This is a genomic window from Mycobacterium sp. E1715 (assembly GCF_001667625.1).
Lineage (GTDB): Bacteria > Actinomycetota > Actinomycetes > Mycobacteriales > Mycobacteriaceae > Mycobacterium.
In genome coordinates this window covers 1-17,916 of record NZ_LZJJ01000272.1, presented here as the reverse complement: position 1 = coordinate 17,916, position 17,916 = coordinate 1, and the positions used below count along the sequence as shown (strand labels likewise).

The window sequence follows — 17,916 nt, the reverse complement described above, 5'->3', positions numbered from 1 at the left end:
GCACCGCCGAATCGGCATCGACGACCCGCGAATACAACTTCTTTATGGAGGACTTGGCGAAGATCGAGCCCGACCCCACCGACTGATAACCCTCTTCCTCCAGGTTCCAGCCGCCGGCGGCGTCGAACGAGACGATCCGGCCGGCGCCTTCGGGGTCGGGCGCGTCGATGTCGTACCCCGCCAGCAGCGGCAGAGCCACCAGGCCCTGCATCGCCGCGGCCAGGTTTCCGCGCACCATGATCGCCAGTCGGTTCACCTTGCCGGCAAACGTGAGCGGCACGCCTTCGAGCTTCTCGTAGTGCTCGAGTTCGACGGCGTAGAGGCGGGCGAACTCCACGGCGATGGCCGCGGTGCCCGCGATGCCGGTCGCCGTGTAGTCGTCGGTCACATAGACCTTTTTCACGTCGCGCCCGGCGATCATGTTGCCCTGGGTCGAGCGACGGTCCCCGGCGATGACGACGCCACCGGGAAACTTCAGGGCGACGATGGTGGTGCCGTGCGGCAGCTGCGAGCCCACCCCATCGGCGTGGGCACCGCCACCGAGGCTCGCCGGCAGCAGCTCCGGCGCTTGGCGGCGCAGGAAGTCAGCAAACGACGACAGGTCTACGGCGGGGGTTCCCGGGAATGCGGAGTTAGTGGACAGGCGATCGGAGAAGGGCCAGGTCACTGTCCGCCCTTTTGGACGTATGCCCGGACGAAATCTTCGGCGTTCTCTTCGAGCACGTCGTCGATCTCGTCGAGCAGATCGTCGGTGTCCTCGGCTAGCTTCTCGCGGCGCTCCTGGCCCGCGGCCGTGCTGTCGGCGAGATCGTCGTCGTCGCCACCACCACCGCCACGCTTGGTCTGCTCTTGAGCCATCGCCGGCCTCCTGCTTCATCTGAACTTGTTCAGCGGCTCGCTTGCCTTTTAAGCCACACTGCTCGCTGGTATCTCTACCCTACCGGTCAACCCCGACGTTCCCCGGTTTAACCGGCTTAGCTGGTGAGTTGTTCGACCAGTTCGGCGGCGCTATCCACCGAGTCCAGCAGCGCCCCGACGTGCGCCTTGCTGCCCCGCAGCGGCTCCAGCGTCGGTATGCGCACCAACGAGTCACCGCCGAGGTCGAAGATGACCGAGTCCCAGCTGGCCGCGGCGATGTCGGCACCGAACCTGCGCAGGCACTCACCGCGGAAGTACGCGCGCGTGTCGGTCGGCGGGTTGTCCACCGCCTCCAGCACCTGGTGCTCGGTGACCAACCGCTTCATCGAGCCGCGGGCGACGAGCCGGTTGTACAGGCCCTTGTCCAGCCGGACGTCGGAATATTGCAGGTCGACGAGGTGCAGCCTTGGCGCCGACCAGCTCAGGTTCTCTCGCTGACGGAAACCCTCGAGCAGGCGCAGCTTGGCGGGCCAGTCGAGCAGCTCGGCGCACTCCATCGGGTCCCGCTCGAGTTGGTCGAGCACCTGCGCCCAGGTCTCCACGATGTCGGCCGCGCGGGGATCGGGGTCGCGGCTGTCGACGAGCTTCGCCACCCGATCCAGGTAAATCCGTTGCAACGCAAGGCCGGTCAATTCCCGCCCGTCGGCAAGGGCCACGGCGACCCGCAGCGACGGATCGCGGCTGATCGCATGGACCGCGTGCACCGGCCGGGCCAGCACCAGGTCGCTCAGGTCGATCCCGTGTTCCGGGCCGACCTCGATCAAGTCCAGCACCAGCGCCGTCGTGCCCAGCTTGAGGTAGGTCGACGTCTCGGCGAGGTTGGCGTCGCCGATGATGACGTGCAGCCGGCGGTATCGGTCCGCGTCGGCGTGCGGTTCGTCGCGGGTGTTGATGATGCCGCGCTTGAGGGTGGTCTCGAGGCCGACCTCGACCTCGATGTAATCGGAGCGCTGGGACAGCTGGAAGCCGGGCTCGTCGCCGGAGGGCCCGATGCCGACCCGGCCGGAGCCGGTCACCACCTGGCGGGATACCAGGAAAGGGGTCAGTCCCGCGATGATCGACGAAAACGGTGTCTGCCGCGACATCAGGTAGTTCTCGTGCGACCCGTAGGAGGCGCCCTTGCCGTCGACGTTGTTCTTGTAGAGCTGCAGCTTGGCGGCCCCGGGCACGCTGGCGACGTGCCTGGCGGCGGCCTCCATGACGCGTTCGCCGGCCTTGTCCCAGATCACCGCGTCCAGCGGGTCGGTGCACTCGGGCGCCGAGTATTCGGGGTGGGCGTGGTCGACGTAGAGCCGCGCGCCGTTGGTCAGGATCATGTTGGCCGCGCCGACTTCGTCGGCGTCGACCACTGGAGGCGGGCCCGCCGAGCGGCTCAGATCAAAACCGCGGGCGTCCCGCAACGGTGATTCCACCTCGTAGTCCCAGCGGGTGCGTTTGGCGCGCTGAATGCCGGCGGCGGCGGCATAGGCCAGCACCGCCTGGGTCGAAGTGAGGATCGGGTTGGCCGTCGGGTCCGACGGCGATGAAATGCCGTACTCGACCTCCGTCCCGATAATCCGTTGCATGGCCTAAGCGTAGGCCCGCCGACGATGCGCCCCGCGCGGCGGGGCGTTGAGAAGGCGGGCAATCGGGCTAGGCCCGCCGACGATGCGCCCCGCGCGGCGGGGCGTTGAGAAGGCGGCCCTAGTCGCTCAACGACCAGCGCGAGCGGGGCGCCCGTCGTAGGGTGAGCCGCCATGGACCTAAGTCTGCGCCGCGCCCCGCGCCGCCGCGGTCCGGTGAACGGCGCGGCTGAAAGCTGGTTCCTAGCGCGGGGTTTGCCGTCCGTACTGACGAGGCGCGCCCGGTGGCGCCGGCTCTGGCCGCGCGCGGCGCCGGTGCTCGCGGCGTACGCGGCGCTGCAGGCCTGCATCCTGCTGGTGTATCTGATCACCGGCGGCCACGACGTCGAAATCACCGGCACACCAACGACTTCGGAGCTGCTCGTGCTCGTCGTCGTCGGCCTCAGCCTCCCGCTGATGGCGGTCGTCGGCTGGCTGGTGTCGCGATCGCGCAACGGGCGGGCGCGCGCGACGATAGCGACGGCGTCGGTCGTGGTGGTGGTGTCCGTCGGCGTGGCGACGGGAGACGCTGCGCAGCTGCCGCAGCAGGCCGCCGTCATCGCCGTCGTGCTGATCCTGACCGGCTTCGGCGTCGGTTCGGTGGTCGGCTGGGCGGTCCGCATGATGCTGTCGCACTTCACCATGGTCGGCGCGCTGGCGGTCCGGGCGTTGCCGGTCGTGCTGCTGACGGCGTTGGTCTTCTTCAACACCTACGTCTGGCTGATGGCCGCCACGATCAGCGGGAACCGGCTCGGGCTGGCGATGGCGTTCCTGGTCTCCATCGCGGCGGCGTTCGTCATCTCGGCCACGGTGGAGCGGGTGCGACCGACGCTGAAGTCGGCGGCGGCCTTGCCCGGAGACGCCGAGCACCTCGCGGGCACGCCGTTCGCGACCATGCCGGACGCCCCGGACAGCACGCCGTTGAGGAAGAGCGAACGCCTCAACGTGGTGTTCGTTCTGGCCGCGTCCCAGCTGGCACAGATCCTGGTGGTGGCGGTGGTCACGGCCACCATCTATTTGATTCTCGGCCTGATCGTGCTGAGCCCGGAACTGCTCAACGAATGGACCCACACCTACAAGAGCACCGCGACGGTGTTGGGCTTCACGCTGCCGGTCCCGGACTCGCTGGTGCACATGAGCCTTTTCCTGGGCGCGCTGACCTTCATGTACATCAGCGCCCGCGCGGCCGGCGACGCCGAGTATCGGTCCACCTTCCTGGATCCGCTGATCGGTGACCTGCATGCCACGCTGATCGCCCGCAACCGCTACCGCGGCGCCGTCGCGCCGACCGCGGGTGCTGTTGACGACACCGACCGTAGTGACTAACTTCACCGTGTGTCCGCCCCCGAGTCCGACCGTGCCGTCGGCAAACACGCGCTCGACCTGGCAGGAAAACGCTACGGCGAAGTGCTCCTGGTAACCGCCGGCGAAGCCGGCCCGCAGGCAACGGTTTACAACAGCTTCCCGCTCAACGACTGTCCCGCCGAGCTGTGGTCCGCGCTCGACCCGCACGCCATCGCCGCCGAAAACGGCGTGGCCGCAGCCCTGCTCAACGGTCCGCGGTACTGGCTGATGAACGCCATCGAAAAGGAAGCCCAGGGTCCTCAGATCACGAAGACTTTCGGCGGTATCGAGATGATTCAGCAGGCCACGGTGCTGCTCTCTTCGATGAATCCGGCGCCCTACATCCCGAACAAGGTCAACCGGCACACGGTCTTCGTCTTCAACGCCGGTGAACAGGTCTACGAGCTGATCGACCCCCAAGGGCAGCACTGGGTGATGCAGACCTTGAGCCAGGTCGCCGACCCCAACCTGTCGCAAGCGGACCTGCCGGGGCTCGCCGAGCGGCTCGACCTGCCGGCGGGGTGGAGCTACCAACCGCGCGTGCTCACCGACGAACTGCGCGTCGACACGCGGACCCGGGCGGCCCAGGTGCTGCAGGACAACCTGACCAACAGCTATTCGCTGGTGACCGACTGACGGCTGCCACGCACATCCCTCGCGGCGTGTCGTGCGCGCGGTTTTGAGTGTCGCGGCGCCGCGACCCGAACCCTGAGCAAGCGCGCCCTACAGGTACTGGCCCAGGTTGGATTCGGTGTCGATGGCCCGCGATGCGCTCGAGCTCTTGCCGGTGACCAGGGTGCGGATGTAGACGATCCGCTCGCCCTTCTTGCCCGAAATCCGCGCCCAGTCATCGGGGTTGGTGGTGTTGGGCAGGTCCTCGTTCTCGGCGAATTCGTCGACGATCGAGTCGAGCAGGTGCTGGATGCGCAGACCCGGTTGCCCGGTCTCCAGCACCGACTTGATCGCGTTCTTCTTCGCCCGGTCGACGACGTTCTGGATCATCGCCCCGGAGTTGAAGTCCTTGAAGTACATGACTTCCTTGTCACCGTTGGCGTAGGTGACCTCCAGGAACCGGTTGTCGTCGATCTCGGCGTACATCCGCTCGACGACCTTTTCGATCATCGCGTGGATGCAGGCCGACCGGTCGCCCCCGAACTCGGCGAGGTCGTCGGCGTGCACCGGCAGGGTCTCGACCAGGTACTTCGAGAAGATGTCTTGCGCCGCTTCGGCATCCGGACGCTCGATCTTGATCTTCACGTCCAGACGGCCGGGCCGCAGGATCGCGGGGTCGATCATGTCCTCGCGGTTGGAGGCGCCGATCACGATGACGTTCTCCAGACCCTCGACGCCGTCGATCTCGCTCAGCAGCTGCGGGACGACGGTGGTCTCGACGTCCGACGAGACGCCGGTACCACGGGTGCGGAAGATCGAGTCCATCTCGTCGAAGAACACGATCACGGGCGTTCCCTCGGACGCCTTCTCCCGGGCCCGCTGGAAGATCAGCCGGATGTGGCGCTCGGTCTCGCCGACGAACTTGTTCAGCAGCTCGGGGCCCTTGATGTTGAGGAAGTAGGACTTCGCCTCGCGCGCGTCGTCGCCACGGACCTCGGCCATCTTCTTGGCCAACGAATTCGCCACCGCCTTCGCGATCAGCGTCTTCCCGCAACCGGGCGGGCCGTACAGCAGCACACCCTTGGGCGGGCGCAGCGCGTACTCCCGATACAGCTCCTTGTGCAGGAACGGCAGCTCCACGGCGTCGCGGATCTGCTCGATCTGGCGCGTCAGACCACCGATGTCGGAGTAGCTGACGTCGGGCACCTCTTCCAGCACCAGGTCTTCGACCTCGGCCTTGGGAATGCGCTCGAACGCGTAGCCGGCCTTGGTGTCCACCAGCAACGAGTCGCCAGGCCGCAACTTGCGCGGCCTGGTGTCGTCGTTGAGCGCGTCGGGATGCCCTTCCGGCAGGTCCTCGGCCACCAGCGGCTCGGCGAGCCACACGATGCGTTCTTCGTCGGCATGACCGACAACCAACGCCCGGTGCCCGTCGGCCAGCAGTTCGCGCAACGTGGAGATCTCGCCGACCGATTCGTAGGTGCCGGCCTCTACGACCGTCAGCGCCTCGTTGAGGCGGACCGTCTGGCCCTTCCGCAGCGACCCGACGTCGATGTTGGGCGAGCACGTCAGCCGCATCTTGCGGCCCGAGGTGAACACGTCGACTGTGTCGTCCTCGTGTGCGCCCAGCAACACGCCGTAGCCACTCGGCGGCTGCCCGAGCCGGTCGACTTCCTCACGCAACGCGAGTAGTTGCTGGCGCGCCTCTTTGAGCGTCTCCATCAACTTCGAGTTGCGGGCCGCAAGTGAGTCGATCCGGGCTTCGAGCTGATGCACATCACGCGCAGAGCGGGCGCCGCCTTGCGCCCCCGCTGCATGCTCGAGTTGCTCGCGCAGCAACGCTGCCTCGCGGCGTAATTCTTCCAATTCGGCAGCATCGCCGCTGGACATGCCTGACTCGCGGGGGGTACCGAATGATTCAGAACGCTCTGAGCCACCCATGTTGCGCTCCTTTCCCACACCGAATTGGCGCGGTGGATACTTCAAAGCTACCGGCGATTGACCAATGATGTGCGGAGTCAAATACCCACGAAAAGTTAAGATTTTCGTCTCGCTGGTAATCTCGGCCACTAATCTCGCTGATCGAAAGGGCCGCCGTGACCGCAAAAAGCCTCGCCACAGGCTTTACCGGCACCGCCGACGTCGGCGTGGCGACCGCGAGTGTGAGTTCAGTTGCACCCGTTGGCCCGACCGCGCGGCGGGCGCCCACTTCGGGAAGCGCCCCGACCCCCCGACCGGCCTGATCGACTGGATGCGCCGACACCTGTCCGCAGCAGTGAGCGCCGTCACCGTCTTGGCGGCGGTCGGGATTTCGGGATGTTCGTCGCATCAGCAACCCCGCATCGCCTCCTCCATGCCCGCGGCGGCCCCCGCCACGTCGAGCACGGTTGTCGTACCTCCGACTACCCCGCTGCCGACGCCTGAAGCCCTTACCGACATCTTGACCCGGCTCGCCGACCCGAACGTACCCGGTATCAACAAGGTGACTTTGGTCGAAGGCGCCACCCCCGAGAGCGCGGACACGTTGGACAAGTTCACCAACGCGTTGCGCGACAACGGCTACCTGCCGATGACCTTCGTCGCGCACGACATCGCCTGGTCCGACAAGACCCCCGGCAACGTGGTGGCCAACATCGACGTCAACACCGCCCAGCGGCCCAACGCCAGCTTCCACTTCCCGATGGAATTCACGCCGTTCCAAGGCGGTTGGCAGTTATCTCGGCGAACCGCCGAAATGCTGTTGGCACTGGGCAAGTCACCCGCGACACCGCCGCCCAACCCGGCACCGCCTCCCGAGCCTGCCCCTGCGCCCGCACCTGCGCCGCAACCCGCCCCGGCTCCCGCGCCGCCGCCCGAGCCCGGCCCGACGCCGAGCCCACCCGGTTGACCCGCGGCATGTGGATCGGCTGGCTCGAGTTCGACGTGCTGCTCGGCGATGTCCGGTCGCTCAAACAGAAGCGGTCGGTGATCCGCCCCGTCGTCGCCGAGCTGCAACGCAAGTTCAGCGTGTCGGCGGCCGAGACGGGTTCGCACGAGCTGTATCGGCGCGCCGGCATCGGCGTGGCCACGGTGTCCGGCGACCGAAGCCATGCCGTCGACGTCCTCGATGCGGCCGAACGGCTGGTGGCCGGGCACCCCGAGTTCGAGCTGCTGTCGGTGCGACGGGGCCTGCAGCGCAGCGACGATTGAGGCCCCGGTCAGCCGTCGCGGCCCTCGCGTTTGCGCCCCAACGGCGCCGGCGCGACGACGCCGGGCGCGAGCCGTCGCGTGAAGACCAGGAACGCGGTATGCCCGCGCATGGAGTGCTGCGGCCGAACGGCCAGACCGACGACGTTCCAGCCGCGTTGCAGCGTCTCCCACGACCGGGGTTCGGTCCAGCACTGCTGGGCACGCAGGGCCTCGACGACCCGCGACAGCTGGGTCACGGTGGCGACGTAGACCATCAGCACGCCGCCGGGGATCAGCAGCCGGGCGACTGCGTCGAGCACCTCCCACGGCGCGAGCATGTCGAGCACGGCGCGGTCGAACGAGCCGTCGGGCCAATCGGAGTCGGCGACGTCGCTGACGATCAGCTCCCAGTTGTCGGGCGGCCGGCCGTAGAACACCGAGACGTTGCGGCGGGCGTGCTCGGCGTGGTCGGCGCGCTGCTCGTAGGAGACCACCCGCCCGTCGGGTCCGACCGCACGCAGCAGCGAGCAGGTCAGCGCCCCCGATCCGGCCCCGGCCTCCAGCACGCGCGCGCCCGGGAAGATGTCGCCTTCGTGCACGATCTGCGCGGCGTCCTTGGGATAGATGACCTGCGGGCCGCGGGGCATCGACATGATGTAGTCGACCAGCAGCGGGCGCAGCACCAGGAAGGGCGCACCGTTGCTGGACTTGACCACAGTGCCCTGCTCCTGCCCGATCAACGCGTCGTGTGCGATCGAGCCGCGATGGGTATGGAACTCCGCGCCGGGGGTGAGCGCCATCGTGTAGTGCCGGCCTTTGGCGTCGGTGAGTTGGACGCGTTCCCCGACGGTGAACGGGCCGGTTGCGGACACGCCGTCTAGCGTGCCAGCCGACTCGCCGCGGGCGGTGCTCGGGGTTGTCGGCACCCGGTTCTACGCTGCGGACATGACCGACCAGCCGCAGGCACTCGCGCGGCCGGCTGCAAGACCGGCGTCGAAACCGGCGCTGTCCCCGTCGAGGGCGGCGGACTTCAAGCAGTGTCCGTTGCTCTACCGGTTCCGGGCGATCGATCGGTTGCCCGAGGCGCCGTCGGCCGCACAACTGCGCGGCTCGGTGGTGCACGCGGCGCTGCAGCAGCTGTACGGGCTGCCCGCCGCGCAGCGCGGCCCCGACACCGCGCTGGCGCTGGTCGAGCCGGCCTGGGAACAGGTGATCGCCGCGACGCCCGACCTGGCCGGCGACTTCGATACCGAGCAGCGCGGCCAGCTGATCGCCGAGGCTCGGGCGCTGCTCTTCGGTTACTACCGCCTCGAGGACCCGACGCGCTTCGATCCGCAGTGCTGCGAGGAGCGCGTGGAGGTCGAGCTCGCCGACGGCACGCTGCTGCGCGGATTCATCGACCGGATCGACCTCGCCGCCACCGGGGAGACCCGGGTGGTCGATTACAAGACCGGCAAGGCCCCGCCGGCGGCGCGGGCCCTGGCCGAGTTCAAGGCGATGTTCCAGATGAAGTTCTACGCGGTGGCCCTGCTGCGCACGCGCGGCGTACCACCCACTCGGCTGCGGCTCATCTACCTCGCGGACGGGCAGGTGTTGGATTATTCGCCCGACCACGACGAGTTGCTGCGCTTCGAGAAGACCCTGATGGCGATGTGGCGTGCCATCCAATCCGCAGGCCGGACCGGCGATTTCCGTCCCAGCCAGTCGCGGTTGTGTGACTGGTGCCCCCACCAGCAGTACTGCCCGTTGTTCGGCGGAACCCCGCCAACCTACCCCGGATGGCCGGATATCGCACTGTCACAAGGCGTTTCGCAGCCGACCGAACCGGCGGCGTGATCGCAGCCCGTCCGTAGGTGTGACGAGCGTCATTGCGGCCTGAGCGTCCGGACGCAATAGTTCATCGGCGAGTGCGGTAGGCTGTTGTCAACGTTGGCGCCAAATGGCTTGCCAGCACGTCGTGATCGATTCGTTATTTCCTCTCAGATCCCCGCGGGGCGCCGAGTCCGAGATGACTAGGTGCGCTCCGCACAGCCTCGAGTCGCGGCGATCGACGTTGCCATACGGGCAATCTCGCTACCACCGACGCTTTAGGGACAGTGAAACATGCTTGAAGACAAAACATTTGCGCACCTCGGGGTGAGCCCACCGCTGGTTGACGCGCTCGCCAAGGGCGGCGCCCACCGGCCGTTCCCAATCCAGATCGAGACCCTGCCGGACACGCTTGCCGGCCGTGATGTGTTGGGCCGCGGCAAGACCGGTAGCGGCAAGACGCTCGCCTTCTCGATCCCGCTGGTGAGCCGACTCGATGCGGGTAACCGCCGACCGGGCAAGCCGACCGGGCTGGTGTTGGCGCCCACCCGCGAACTCGCGACGCAGATCGCCGCGACCATCGCGCCGCTCGCCGCGGTTCGGGGTCTGCGCGTGACCACCGTCTTCGGCGGGGTGCCGCAGCACCGGCAGGCCGCGGCGCTGAAATCCGGCGTCGACATCGTCGTCGCCTGCCCGGGCCGGCTGGACGACCTGATGAAGCAGGGCATCGTCACGCTGAGCGCCGTACAGGTGACCGTGATCGACGAGGCCGACCACATGGCCGATCTGGGCTTCCTGCCCACGGTCACCCGCATCTTGGCGGCCACGCCGGCGGCCGGGCAGCGGATGCTGTTCTCGGCCACTCTCGATGCCGCGGTCGACACCCTGGTGAAGCGATTCCTCAGCGACCCCGTGACGCGATCGGTCGCCGAACCGGCATCCGTGACTCCCGCGATGACACATCATCTCTTCTGTGTCGACGGACCCCAGGCCAAGAAGGACCTGGTGCACCGGTTGGCCTCGGGCGAATCCCGGCGAATCCTGTTCATGCGGACCAAGCATCAGGCCCGGAAGCTGGCCCGCCAACTCACGCAGTCCGGCATCCCGTCGGTCGAGTTGCACGGCAACCTTTCCCAGAACGTGCGCGACCGAAACCTGGCGGCGTTCGCGGCCGGTCACGCGAGAGTGCTTGTGGCAACGGACATCGCCGCGCGTGGCGTGCACGTCGACAACATCGAGCTGGTCGTCCATGTCGACCCGCCGCCGGAGCACAAGGCCTACCTGCACCGGTCCGGCCGCACGGCCCGCGCCGGCGCTTCCGGCGACGTGGTCACCATCGTGTTGCCCGACCAACGCCGGGACGCCGAATCGATGATGCGCAAGGCTGCCATTCGCGCCGTGCCCCAGCAGGTAACCGCGGCCTCCCCCGTCATCCACGCCCTGGCCGGCCAGCCGGCGCCACGCGAGGTCGTCGCGCCGGCCCCGGTGGCGACTCGTGCGCCCCGGGCGAGCGCGGCGCGCAACAGGCGACGCCGCTCGCGTCGCCCCGCCCCGGCGTCGCGGTAGGGACTGCCACTAGCCAATGGTGGCGGTGGCGACCCGCCGCGCCCGGCCAACGCCGCGCTTGCGATCGCCACTAGCCAATGGTGGCGACCCGCCGCGCCCGGCCAACGCCGCGCTTGCGATCGCCACTAGTGCAGCGGCGTCATCTCCTGCAGCATCGTGGGAATGAGCTCGCTGACGGTGGGATGGATGTGCATGGTGCGAGCCAGCGTCGTGTAGGGCGCTTTGGCCGACATGACGTCCAGGATCTCGTGAACGGCCTCGTCGCCGCCGACGCCGAAGATGGCCGCTCCCAGTATCTCCCGGGTGTCGGCATCCACGACGACTTTCATAAACCCTTGCGTCTCACCCTTTTCCACCGCCCGGCCGACCCGCGTCATCGGACGCTTGCCTACCAGCGCCTTGCGTCCCGACGCACGTACCTGGTCAACGGTCATCCCGGCACGCCCCAGCGGCGGGTCGATGTAGAGCGCGTAGGTGGTGATGCGGTCGCTGACCCGGCGCGGGTCGTCGTCGAGCAGGTTGGCGGCGACGATCTCGAAATCGTTGTAAGAGGTGTGGGTGAAGGCGCCTTTGCCGTTGCAGTCTCCCATCGCCCAGATGTGGTCGACGTTCGTCTTGAGTTGGTCGTCGACGACGATGTAGCCGCGGGCGTCGGTCTGCACACCGGCCGCCTCGAGGCCCAGGTCGTCGGTGTTGGGCCGTCGGCCCACGGCCAGCAGCAGGTGACTGCCGGCGACCGGGGCGGCGCCGGCGCTCGGGGTCAGTTCAAAGCCATTGTCCTTCTTGGTGATTCGCACGTCATCCGCACCGACGATGACGTCGATGTCCTCGCCCTCCAGGATGTCGCGGACGGTGGCGGACACGTCCTCGTCCTCGCGGGATGCCAGCCGGGAACCCCGCTCGACGACGGTCACCCGGGCGCCGAAGCGCCGGTACATCTGGGCGAACTCCAGCGCGATGTAGCTACCGCCGAGAATGACGAGGTGGCTTGGCAGCGTGTCGAGTTCGAGGATCGAGACGTTGGTCAAGAACTCGATGTCGGAGAGCCCGGGGATTTCCGGCACCACCGCGCGACCGCCGACGTTGAGGAAGATCCGGTCGGCGTGCAGCACGTCTTGCCCGTCTCGGGAGTCGACACGCAACGTGTGCGGGTCCTCGAACCTTGCGTGCCCACGAAAGACGGTGCAACCGTCCATTCCCGCCAACCAGTCCTCGACGCCCTTTCGGTCGCCCAGCATGATTTCGTCCTTGCGTGCCTTGACTTTCGCCATGTCCACGCTGACCGGTCCGGTCGCCACTCCGAAATCCGCACCGCGGCGCGCGAGGTGGGCAGCGTACGCGCTGGCGACCAGGGTCTTGGTCGGGATGCATCCGGTGTTCACGCATGTGCCGCCGATCAGTTTGCGCTCCACCAGCGCAACCCGTTGCCCGGCCCCAGTCAGCCGCCCGGCCAACGGGGGCCCGGCCTGCCCGGCGCCGACGATGATCGCGTCGAAATGCTGTGTCACTTAACGGCCGTCAGGATGTATTCCGTCAGCACGTGACCCGTAACCGCGGCGATGGCGAACCCGCCCAAGATCGCGACCGCATCCTCGAGCAGCGCGATGGGCAGGTCCCTTCCGGCCACGGCGGCCAGCCGCTTGCGCGCCTGATAGCCGCCGAGTGTGCCGAGCACCGCGCCGATGACGCCGGCCCCGAGCGCGGTGAAGGTCCAGTGCGGCCAGGCGCCGAGCGCAGCCCCCGCCAATCCGCCCATGACGATCCTGGCGGCGAAGATCGGCGGCGCCGTGCGGGCCGGCGTCTTGGGCAGCTTGTCGTTGACCAGTTCGCCGACCGCGAGAACGGTGAAGACGATGACCGTGATGATGTTGGCCATCCACGACGCCCACGTGCCATGCAGGTCGAGCCAGCCAAGATAGGCCGCCCAGGCGACCACGGCGGGGGCCGTCAGCGAACGCAGCCCGGCGATGACGCCAATCAGTAAAGCCAGCAGCAGAATAAGCGCGTGTGTCACGAAGACCCTCCTGGGGATCGAACAGCCGGCAGTGGTGAGGGATGACGGCCCATGAGGGTGACACGGGCAAACAGCCCTAGGCGGACGCTAACACAGCCGCGGTCGCGGCACCCGCCTCGAGCGTCACGCTAGCGTGACCGCCGGCGCCGAGCGTCACGCTAGCGTGACGCTCGAGCGGTTGGTCAGAACCGGCAAAACCTGATGTCGGAAGCCAGAATGGCTTTGGCGCCGATGGCGGCCAGCTCGTCCATGATCTCGTTCACGCCACGGCGGGGCACGAGCGCGCGGATCGCGACCCAGTCCGGATCGGCGAGCGGCGCGATGGTCGGCGACTCCAAACCCGGCGTGATCGCCGTGGCCTTTTCCAGGACGGAACGCGGGCAGTCATAGTCGAGCATCAGGTATTGCTGCCCGAAAACCACACCCTGGATCCGCGCCACCAGCTGATCGCGCGCCGCTCGCGTGCCGCCCTGGCCGCCCGGGTCGGCGCCCTCGATCAGCACCGCCTCCGAATCGCACAGCGGATCGCCGAAGGCCACCAGGTCGTGCAGGCTCAGCGTGCGCCCGGAGCCGACCACGTCGGCGATGGCGTCGGCCACGCCGAGCTGCACCGAAATCTCCACCGCCCCGTCGAGTCGGATGACGGTCGCTTCAATGCCGCGTTCCGCCAGATCTTTTCGCACCAGATGGGGGTACGCGGTCGCGATCCGCTTACCGGCCAGGTCCGCCGTCGTCCACTCACGCCCGGCCGGGCCGGCGTAGCGAAAACTCGACGACCCGAAACCCAAGGCCAGCCTCTCGCGCACCGGCGCGTCCGAGTCGCGGACCAGATCGCGTCCGGTGATGCCGAAATCGAGCTGCCCCGAACCCACATAGATCGCAATGTCTTTGGGCCGCAGGAAGAAGAACTCGACCTGGTTGACCGGGTCGATGACGGTGAGGTCCTTGGAGTCGGTGCGACGACGGTAGCCCGCCTCCGCGAGAATCTCGCTGGCCGGCTCGCTCAGCGTGCCCTTGTTGGGAACCGCGACCCGCAACATCGTCAGAGCTTCCGGTAGACGTCGTCGAGCGACAGGCCACGCGCGATCATCAACACCTGCGTCCAGTAGAGCAACTGGCTGATCTCCTCGGCCAGCGCCTCGTCGGGTTCGTGTTCGGCGGCGAGCCATACCTCGCCGGCCTCTTCGAGGATCTTCTTGCCCAACCCGTGGATGCCACCGTCCAGGGCGGCAACCGTCGCGCTGCCGGCCGGCCGGCTACGGGCGCGCTCGCCCAACTCGGCGAACAGATCCTCAAACGTCTTCACGGCCAGCGATTGTTTCACGCGGCGGCGAGCAAAGTCACGGCGGTTTCCGCCGGTGACGTTTTGCGCCGCCGGTCAGTCGAACCCGGCGAGCGTCATGCGCAGCGCCTCTTCGAGCTGAACGTGAAACTCCGGGCCGTCGGGGGGCTGGGTGAGCCAGCGGTCGATGACGAATTTGGCCGTGGCCAAGCTGGTGTGCACCAACAGCGCGGGCCGGACGTCTGCCGCCGCGTCGACGCCCATGCGGGACGCCACTTGCTCGACGAATTCGCGGTGTTCGATCTCGGTGACCAGCACCGATTGGCTCAGCAACCGCGGGGCGGTGGCGACGGCCTGGCGCCAGGTGTCCAGCGTCTGGACTTCGATGACCTCTTGGGCGCGCGCGACGAACAGCCGAATCAACGCCTCGACCGGTGACTCGTCCGGTGGTCTCGCGCTGTAGGACTCGACGATCTCGGCGCTGGCCTCCCGGACGGGACCGACGAGCAGGCTCTCCTTGGTGGGTGCGTACCGGAAATAGGTGCTGATCGATACGCCGGCCGCCGAGGCGATCTCCTCGGTCGTCACGGCGTCGAAGCCGCGTTCGGCGAAAAGCCGCTGGGCGGTCTGCTGGATCTGCGAAACTAGCTCAGCACGACGCCGGTCCCGCAACGAGCCGGTGTTTGCTGAGGGCATGCCTTCACCTTCGTCAATCCGACATTGGAACCCCGCGGCGCTGTCCAGCGACGAACTCAGATGAGTGACTCTACACTATTGAAAGTCGCTATCAAGTAGGCTAACGTGATGCGGCACACACCGATGAGCTGCAGAGTCTTGGGCGCCTGTTGACATTATTTTAATAAGAATTGGCTTCGACGGCGTCGGAAGTCGTCTGCTCGGCACTCAGGAATTCAGGGGTGGGGAGAGGGCCGATGGAAGCGGTAGCTGATAGTCGATGACGGTTGCCATAAGTTTGCTGTGCGGGCTTTGGGTCACGCCGCTATGACGACGCAACTCGATGGTGTCGTCGCGATCCGGAACTGGTCGGTCGGGTACGTCAAGCGCCATCCCGTCGCGTCGCTGACCACGGTGGGCGAACAGTTCGTCTTGGGCGTGCGCACGGCACAGTATTTCTTCTTCGACCTGATGACCGGGCGATTTCAGTGGCAGGAGTTCGTCCGCCAGGGCGCATTCATGGCAGGCACCGCGGTGTTGCCGACCATCCTGGTGTCACTGCCGATCAGCGTCACGCTGTCCATCCAGTTCGCACTGCTGGCCGGCCAGGTTGGGGCCACGTCGCTGGCCGGGGCCGCCAGCGGCCTGGCGGTCATCCGGCAGGGAGCATCGCTGGTGGCCGCGGTGCTGATGGCGTCGGCCGTCGGATCGGCCATCACCGCCGATCTGGGCTCGCGAACGATGCGCGAAGAGACCGACGCGATGGAGGTGATGGGCGTCTCGGTGATCCGTCGTCTGGTGGTCCCCCGGTTGGCCGCCGCGGTGATGATCGGCGTGGCCCTCACCGGAGTCGTGTGCTTCGCCGGATTCTTCGCGAGCTACATGTTCAACGTGTACTTCCAGAACGGGGCGCCGGGCAGCTTCGTGTCGACGTTCGCCTCCTTCGCGACGACCGACGACATGATCCTGGCGCTGGTCAAGGCGGTCGTGTTCGGCGCCATCGTGGCCATCGTGTCGAGCCAGAAAGGCTTGTCCACCAAGGGCGGACCTACGGGCGTCGCAAACTCGGTGAACGCGGCGGTCGTCGAGGCCATCCTGCTACTGATGATTGTCAACGTCGCCATCAGCCAGCTCTACATCATGTTGTCCCCCAGGACGGGGCTGTGACATGACGACGTCCGCTTATCAACCGTTGGCACCGATTTCGGTCCCGCTCGTCCGGCTCTACCGACGGGGCAAAGTGCCGATCATTCGGCTCGGGCACCTGCTGGTCTTCTTCGTCCGCGCGCTCGTCGCGGTCCCGCTTGCCCTGCGCCAGTACCGGGGCGAGTTCCTGCGGTTGCTGTCGAACATCACCTGGGGCAACGGCTCGATCGTGGTGGGCGGCGGCACCGCCGGCGTGGCCGTCGTGCTCGGCATGACGGTCGGGGCGCTCGTGGGAATCGAGGGCTACAACTTCCTGGACCTGCTCGGCCTGGGGCCCGCCACCGGTTTCGTCTCGTCGTTGGTCAACACCCGCGAGCTGGCCCCGCTGATGGCATCGCTGGCCTTCGCCATGCAGGGCGGCTGCCGCTTCACCGCCCAACTGGGCTCCATGCGCATCGCCGAAGAGATCGATGCCATGGAATCGATTGCGATCCGGCCGATTCCGTACCTCGTCACCACCCGGCTGATCGCCTCGGTGGTGGCGATCGTCCCGCTGTACGCCGCATGCCTGGCGATCGGCTACCTGAGCACCCAAGTGGTGGTGGGACTGGGCAGCGGTGGCTCGACCGGTTCCTACCTGCACTACTTCACGTTGATGCTGGCGGGGCAGGACATCGTCTATTCCCTGATCAAGGCCGTCACCTTCGTCTGGATCGCCTCCACGATCCAGTGCTACTACGGGTACTACGCCGGCGGCGGACCGGAGGGCGTCGGGGTCGCCGCGGGCCACGGCATGCGGGCCAGCATCACCGTCGTGATCATCGTGAACATGCTGCTCACCATGGCGCTGTGGGGCGTCGACTCCGGCGCACGGTTCGGCGGGTAGGTCGGGGGAACATGCCGAACTCCTTTGAGCTGGACGGGCGCGGCCCGTCCGACCGGCAGCTGTTCGGCATCGGCATCGCGGTCGTGGTGGTCAGCGCGCTGCTCACCACCGCGATGTTGGTCAAATCCACTGGCAGACTCAACGATTACGTCCGCGTGGTCGCCGATCTGGTGAACGTGGGCGACGGCCTGCCGCAGAGGTCGGACGTGAAATACCACGGTGTGCTGGTCGGCATGGTCGACGGCGTCGTGCCCGCGGCGCACGGCAACCCCAACTACGTCCACATCGACCTCAAGGAAGAATTCGCCGGCTCGATCCCGGCCAACGTGACCGCGCGCGTGGTGCCGACCGTGTAGTCAGCGCCCGACAGCAACGCGGCCAGCTGACCGCGCGTCTCGGCGAAGGTCCGCATCGGCTCGACGGCCTGGTGCAGCGCGTCGAGCAAATCGGGGGCGGTCTGCGCCAGCCCCCGAGTCGCATCCAGCAACGCGGACACCGTCGAGGGGCCGGCGTCGGTGCTGACAATCGAATTGAGCTGGTCGAGAAGGCGATTCAATTGCGCGCCGGCGTTCAGGAGGCTGACGCGGCGGTGATCGGTGGCGGCGCCCAGCGCGGCCAGGATCCCCACCGACCGGTCGTCCCGGTCGCGGCCCGCCGCGGCGAGCAGGTCGCGCAACTTCGTCACGGTCGTCTGGAACAACACCGTCGGAAGCCGCTTGTCCTCCGGAATATGCGCCCCGTCGCGGATCGTTGCCGCTGGGCGCTCCCGGTTCGGGGAGCCCACCAACTGAACCGACGACACGGCGAAGACATTGCTGGGCACCACGCGCGCGGTCACGTTGGCCGGGATCGAGCCGGCGAATTCTTCCTTGAGGTCGATGTGGACGTAGTTGGG

General features: G+C 67.5%; 19 protein-coding genes and 1 pseudogene. 9 read left to right on the top strand and 11 right to left on the bottom strand.

Annotation, left to right across the window (positions count from 1 at the left end; genetic code table 11):
- From prcB to dop, 3 genes are all read right to left on the bottom strand, one after another.
- A partial coding sequence (gene prcB, locus A9X03_RS14135) for a proteasome subunit beta (RefSeq protein WP_067783729.1) occupies positions 1-667 on the bottom strand: 667 nt, incomplete at its 3' end.
- Entirely contained in the window at positions 664-858 is a 195-nt protein-coding gene (locus A9X03_RS14130; protein ID WP_067753803.1) for a ubiquitin-like protein Pup, read from the bottom strand. The genes prcB and A9X03_RS14130, both read right to left, overlap by 4 nt.
- Positions 859-974: 116 nt before the next feature.
- Complete coding sequence (gene dop / locus A9X03_RS14125; protein ID WP_067887532.1) at positions 975-2,483, bottom strand: pup deamidase/depupylase; 1,509 nt, start codon at positions 2,481-2,483, stop codon at positions 975-977.
- 171 nt (positions 2,484-2,654) lie between these two features.
- On the opposite strand from dop, the gene A9X03_RS14120 reads away from it, so the two are divergent.
- Together A9X03_RS14120 and A9X03_RS14115 are read left to right on the top strand one after the other, a co-directional pair.
- The gene (locus tag A9X03_RS14120; RefSeq protein WP_082950448.1) at positions 2,655-3,845 is read left to right on the top strand and encodes a hypothetical protein; all 1,191 of its coding nucleotides are present in this window, start codon (positions 2,655-2,657) and stop codon (positions 3,843-3,845) included.
- Between the two features lie 9 nt (positions 3,846-3,854).
- On the top strand, positions 3,855-4,499 hold the full coding sequence (locus tag A9X03_RS14115; RefSeq protein ID WP_067753819.1) for a hypothetical protein: 645 nt from the start codon (positions 3,855-3,857) through the stop codon (positions 4,497-4,499).
- An 87-nt stretch (positions 4,500-4,586) separates the two neighbouring features.
- Here A9X03_RS14115 and arc read toward each other — a convergent pair whose 3' ends face one another.
- Positions 4,587-6,416, bottom strand: a complete 1,830-nt coding sequence (gene arc, locus A9X03_RS14110; protein ID WP_068017111.1) for a proteasome ATPase — start codon at positions 6,414-6,416, stop codon at positions 4,587-4,589.
- 310 nt (positions 6,417-6,726) lie between these two features.
- Here arc and A9X03_RS14105 point away from each other — a divergent pair, with 310 nt between their 5' ends.
- On the top strand, positions 6,727-7,362 hold the full coding sequence (locus tag A9X03_RS14105; RefSeq protein ID WP_067783726.1) for a hypothetical protein: 636 nt from the start codon (positions 6,727-6,729) through the stop codon (positions 7,360-7,362).
- 8 nt (positions 7,363-7,370) lie between these two features.
- Positions 7,371-7,664 (top strand): DUF503 domain-containing protein, encoded by a 294-nt coding sequence (locus tag A9X03_RS14100; RefSeq protein WP_067783723.1) that lies wholly within the window; start codon positions 7,371-7,373, stop codon positions 7,662-7,664.
- A gap of 8 nt (positions 7,665-7,672) precedes the next feature.
- Here the strand turns inward: A9X03_RS14100 and trmI are convergent, their stop codons facing one another.
- A complete protein-coding gene (gene trmI / locus A9X03_RS14095; protein WP_067753845.1) occupies positions 7,673-8,515 on the bottom strand; it encodes a tRNA (adenine(58)-N(1))-methyltransferase TrmI in 843 nt (280 codons plus the stop codon).
- Positions 8,516-8,588: 73 nt separating this feature from the next.
- Between trmI and A9X03_RS14090 the strand changes: the two genes are divergently transcribed.
- Together A9X03_RS14090 and A9X03_RS14085 are read left to right on the top strand one after the other, a co-directional pair.
- Positions 8,589-9,479, top strand: coding sequence for a RecB family exonuclease (locus A9X03_RS14090; RefSeq protein WP_067886818.1), 891 nt, complete (start codon positions 8,589-8,591; stop codon positions 9,477-9,479).
- 267 nt (positions 9,480-9,746) lie between these two features.
- Positions 9,747-11,018 carry a DEAD/DEAH box helicase gene (locus A9X03_RS14085; protein WP_067753848.1) on the top strand — a complete coding sequence of 424 codons (1,272 nt, stop codon included), beginning with the start codon at positions 9,747-9,749 and terminating at the stop codon, positions 11,016-11,018.
- Positions 11,019-11,143: 125 nt separating this feature from the next.
- Here the strand turns inward: A9X03_RS14085 and A9X03_RS14080 are convergent, their stop codons facing one another.
- The 5 genes from A9X03_RS14080 to A9X03_RS14060 all read right to left on the bottom strand — a co-directional run bounded on the left by A9X03_RS14080 (position 11,144) and on the right by A9X03_RS14060 (position 15,010).
- Positions 11,144-12,526 (bottom strand): FAD-containing oxidoreductase, encoded by a 1,383-nt coding sequence (locus tag A9X03_RS14080; RefSeq protein WP_068017096.1) that lies wholly within the window; start codon positions 12,524-12,526, stop codon positions 11,144-11,146.
- The gene (locus A9X03_RS14075; RefSeq protein ID WP_068017099.1) at positions 12,523-13,032 is read right to left on the bottom strand and encodes a DUF4126 domain-containing protein; all 510 of its coding nucleotides are present in this window, start codon (positions 13,030-13,032) and stop codon (positions 12,523-12,525) included. Before A9X03_RS14075 ends, A9X03_RS14080 begins: the two co-directional genes overlap by 4 nt.
- A 182-nt stretch (positions 13,033-13,214) precedes the next feature.
- Entirely contained in the window at positions 13,215-14,072 is an 858-nt protein-coding gene (gene hisG, locus A9X03_RS14070) for an ATP phosphoribosyltransferase (protein ID WP_068261581.1), read from the bottom strand.
- A 2-nt stretch (positions 14,073-14,074) separates the two neighbouring features.
- Positions 14,075-14,356 carry a phosphoribosyl-ATP diphosphatase gene (locus A9X03_RS14065; protein ID WP_067783712.1) on the bottom strand — a complete coding sequence of 94 codons (282 nt, stop codon included), beginning with the start codon at positions 14,354-14,356 and terminating at the stop codon, positions 14,075-14,077.
- 54 nt (positions 14,357-14,410) lie between these two features.
- A complete protein-coding gene (locus tag A9X03_RS14060; RefSeq protein ID WP_067753863.1) occupies positions 14,411-15,010 on the bottom strand; it encodes a TetR family transcriptional regulator in 600 nt (199 codons plus the stop codon).
- A 306-nt stretch (positions 15,011-15,316) separates the two neighbouring features.
- On the opposite strand from A9X03_RS14060, the gene A9X03_RS14055 reads away from it, so the two are divergent.
- The 3 genes from A9X03_RS14055 to A9X03_RS14045 are packed head-to-tail and all read left to right on the top strand — an operon-like array spanning position 15,317 to position 17,377.
- Complete coding sequence (locus A9X03_RS14055) at positions 15,317-16,156, top strand: ABC transporter permease (protein ID WP_067753866.1); 840 nt, start codon at positions 15,317-15,319, stop codon at positions 16,154-16,156.
- A 1-nt stretch (position 16,157) separates the two neighbouring features.
- On the top strand, positions 16,158-17,021 hold the full coding sequence (locus A9X03_RS14050) for an ABC transporter permease (protein ID WP_068261578.1): 864 nt from the start codon (positions 16,158-16,160) through the stop codon (positions 17,019-17,021).
- 11 nt (positions 17,022-17,032) lie between these two features.
- Entirely contained in the window at positions 17,033-17,377 is a 345-nt protein-coding gene (locus A9X03_RS14045) for an MlaD family protein (RefSeq protein ID WP_068261574.1), read from the top strand.
- Here the strand turns inward: A9X03_RS14045 and A9X03_RS14040 are convergent.
- A pseudogene (locus tag A9X03_RS14040) lies at positions 17,356-17,916 on the bottom strand (mammalian cell entry protein); the annotation flags it as partial. The gene A9X03_RS14045 and the pseudogene A9X03_RS14040 overlap by 22 nt on opposite strands.